This window comes from Polaromonas sp. P1_E3 (genome assembly GCF_056405935.1).
Genome location: NZ_JBFUBD010000300.1, coordinates 1 through 3,383, shown reverse-complemented (window position 1 = coordinate 3,383; position 3,383 = coordinate 1). Strand labels below are relative to the sequence as shown.

The 3,383-nt window shown below is 57.8% G+C and carries 3 protein-coding genes and 1 pseudogene; 2 read left to right on the top strand and 2 right to left on the bottom strand.

Going from position 1 to position 3,383, the window contains the following annotated elements:
- The coding region (locus AC1D0Z_RS18165) for a 2-isopropylmalate synthase (protein WP_477659598.1) at window positions 1-1,087 on the top strand (1,087 nt) is incomplete at its 5' end.
- Window positions 1,088-1,291: 204 nt separating this feature from the next.
- Window positions 1,292-2,356, top strand: coding sequence for a D-alanyl-D-alanine endopeptidase (gene pbpG, locus AC1D0Z_RS18160; protein ID WP_477659597.1), 1,065 nt, complete (start codon window positions 1,292-1,294; stop codon window positions 2,354-2,356).
- Window positions 2,357-2,429: 73 nt separating this feature from the next.
- On the opposite strand, the gene AC1D0Z_RS18155 is transcribed toward pbpG, so the two are convergent.
- Both AC1D0Z_RS18155 and AC1D0Z_RS18150 read right to left on the bottom strand, forming a co-directional pair.
- Window positions 2,430-3,209: an IclR family transcriptional regulator gene (locus AC1D0Z_RS18155; RefSeq protein WP_477659596.1), complete on the bottom strand. Its 780-nt coding sequence runs from the start codon at window positions 3,207-3,209 to the stop codon at window positions 2,430-2,432.
- Window positions 3,210-3,272: 63 nt separating this feature from the next.
- Window positions 3,273-3,383 (bottom strand): annotated as a pseudogene (locus AC1D0Z_RS18150) (arginyltransferase); the annotation flags it as partial.

Sequence of the window (3,383 nt, the reverse complement as noted above, 5' to 3'; positions counted from 1 at the left end):
GTGCCGCGTGCTGGAGGCCGTAATCAAGGAGGGCGCGACCACCATCAACGTACCGGACACTGTGGGTTACGCCATCCCTGAACTCTACGGCAACTTCATCAAGAACCTGCGCGAGCGTATTCCCAACAGCGACAAGGCTGTCTGGTCCGTGCACTGCCACAACGACCTGGGCATGGCCGTCGCCAACTCTCTGGCCGGCGTGAAAATCGGCGGTGCGCGCCAAGTGGAATGCACCATTAACGGCTTGGGCGAGCGCGCCGGCAATTGCTCGCTCGAAGAAGTGGTGATGGCCGTCAAAACCCGGAAGGATTATTTCGGCCTTGAGCTGGGCATCGACACGCAACACATCCTTGCGGCCAGCCGCATGGTGAGCCAGACCACCGGTTTTGTGGTGCAACCCAACAAGGCTGTGGTCGGCGCCAACGCGTTCGCACACGCTTCCGGCATTCACCAGGACGGCGTGCTCAAGGCACGCGACACCTACGAAATCATGCGTGCCGAGGACGTGGGCTGGAGCGCCAACAAGATAGTGCTGGGCAAACTGAGCGGGCGCAATGCTTTCAAGCAGCGCCTGCTGGAGCTCGGTGTCGCCATGGAAAGTGAAGCTGACGTCAATAATGCATTTGCCAAATTCAAGGAACTTGCCGATCGCAAGAGCGAGATTTTCGATGAAGACATTCTCGCGCTGGCCAGCGATGAAAGTGCCTCACATGACAACGAGCAATACGGTTTCGTGTCTCTGTCGCAGCAMAGTGAAACCGGCGAGCGGCCCCAGGCCAGCGTCGTGTTCACGGTAGCCGGCAAGGAAGTCAAAGGCGAATCCGACGGCAATGGCCCTGTGGACGCCTCCCTCAAAGCCATCGAATCACACGTCAAAAGCGGTGCGGAGATGGTGCTTTACTCCGTGAACGCCATCAGCGGGTCGACGGAAAGCCAGGGGGAGGTCACAGTGCGCCTGCAGAACAGCGGCCGGGTGGTCAACGGCGTCGGCGCCGATCCCGACATAGTGGTCGCGTCGGCCAAAGCTTATTTGAGCGCGCTGAACAAGCTCCAAAGTAAAGCTGACCGCGTGGCTGCACAAGGATGATGTAACAATTTAGAAAATAAAATCCTTTAAATTCAATGACTTAGCGCGGGGTTTGGGTGTGGTTGGGGCTTTAAGCGTTAAAAACGTCACAAACTGAGTGTGTTTTTAGGAAAGTCGCGCAAGTTTTTGATATTGCGTGACTTTTTCTATTTGTATACACTCCAGCCATCCCATCACCGCAATCCCCACGCAGGCAAGACCACCATGTCTCATCAGATTTTCAATCGCGCATTAAAAATCGTTGGATTCATGGCCCTGGTTGCAGCTTTTGCAGTGCCGGCCGCCAGTGCGGCAACCGCGAAAAACACCATTGTCAAAAAGCAGCACGCTTCGTCCAAAACGACGGCGTCCAAAAAAGTAATCTCCACCCGCAGGAGCGTACGTTTTGTTGCAGGCACCAAGCGCAAGAGCATCATTCGCGCGTCTGTGCCCGCCAAACCATCGTTCGGGCAGATTGCCGGCTTGCACGGCTCGCAGGATCCCCTGGAACTCAAATCCAGCGTGGCGTTGGTGATTGACCAGGACACCCGTGAAGTATTGTTCAGCAAGAACGACCATGCTGTGCTGCCGATCGCATCTCTCACCAAACTGATGACCGGTGTGATCGTCAGCGGCGCCAAGCTGCCCATGGATGAACTCATCACCATTACGCAGGACGACGTGGACACCGAAAAAGGCAGCAGTTCACGCCTGAAGGTTGGCACCACGCTCACACGCGGTGAGTTGCTCCATCTTGCCCTGATGTCGAGCGAGAACCGCGCTGCACATGCCTTGGGCCGTACCTATCCCGGTGGCATGGGCACGTTTGTCAACCTGATGAACGCCAAGGCAAAAATGCTGGGCATGACGGACACCAGCTATGTGGAGCCCACCGGCCTTTCCAGCCGTAACCAGTCCAGTGCGCAAGATCTGGCAACACTGGTCAATGCCGCGCATGGCGACCCGATGCTGCGTGAGCTCTCCACGTCTACCGGCTATCAAGTCGCCGTCGGCACGCGTACGCTGCAGTACAACAACACGAATCGCCTGGTGAAGAACCCTGACTGGGACATCGGCCTGCAAAAAACCGGCTACATCTCTGAAGCCGGCCAATGCCTGGTCATGCAGACCAAAATCGCGGGCCGCAAGCTCATCATGGTGTTCCTGGATTCCGCAGGCAAATTGAGCCGACTGGGCGATGCCGAGCGTGTACGCCGCTGGGTGGAGTCGAATCCTGTCGCCGAGCCCAAGGTAAATGTCAGCACTTCCGCCAAGCAGGTGAACGGCTGACCTTTCCTGAGGTATGCAGCCTGCTATTGTATTGATAGCTGCTAGCGCCCGGCCTGATTAGGCTGTAGCCTTTTTACTTGGGTTTGTAGCCCAGTGCCGTTGAAATTTCATTCGCGGTCGCCTGCAGCTTGGGCAGCCAGTGTTCGTCCAGACGGTCGGCGGGGGCTGAAATCGACAAGCCTGCTACCAGCTTGTTCTGGTCATCGTAGATGCCTGCGGCCATGCAGCGTACCCCCAGCTCCAGTTCTTCGTTGTCACGCGCAATGCCATATTGGCGCGCTTTGGAAAGCTCGCGCTCCAGAATCGGCAACTGCGTGATGCTGTTGCGTGTCTGCCCCGGCAGGCCTGTGCGCGTCGCATAGGTGCGCAGGCGCTGCGGATCATCAAACGCGAGAAACAGTTTGCCCACAGACGTTAAATGCAGCGGCGCCCGGCCTCCGATGGCTCGCACCACCTGCATGCCGGAGCGTTCGCTGTAGGCGCGCTCCACGTACACGATTTCGTCGCCCTGGCGCATGCTCAGGTTAACCGGTTGCTGCGTCAGCTTGTGCAATTCGCGCATGGGCAGCAGTGCCGCATCGCGGACGTCCAGGCGGGCTTTGACGAGATTGCCCAGCTCCAGCAGCCGCATTCCCAGCCGGTAGCTGCCCGCCGCCGGGCGATCCACAAACCGTCCTGTGGCCAGGTCGTTCAGGATGCGGTGGGCTGTGGAAGGGTGCAGGCCGGACTTCTCGCTGATTTCCTTGAGCGAAAGCGCTTCCTCGCGGTTCGCCAGGATTTCAAGCAGCGTGAACATCCTTTCGATGACCTGGACGGTCGGTGTAGCGGGGAGGGCTGAATCGGGCTTTTTCATGTGCAGGCTTTCTGCTGCAAATTTTACCCTGTGAAATCCTGATGCGCTGGATGATGCTGTGGTCTATGCCTGTGGAGGTGCTTCAGAAAGCACCCATTGCCCATCGACCAGCACTTCATGGGGCCTGAAGCCGGCCTTGTAATTCATCTTGGGGCTTTCCGCGATCCAGTATCC

Bases quoted from the DNA above. Each gene is read 5' to 3' on its own strand.
- pbpG (WP_477659597.1), top strand. From the start codon at position 1,292: ATGTCTCATCAGATTTTCAATCGCGCATTAAAAATCGTTGGATTCATG.
- AC1D0Z_RS18155 (WP_477659596.1), bottom strand. From the start codon at position 3,209: ATGAAAAAGCCCGATTCAGCCCTCCCCGCTACACCGACCGTCCAGGTC.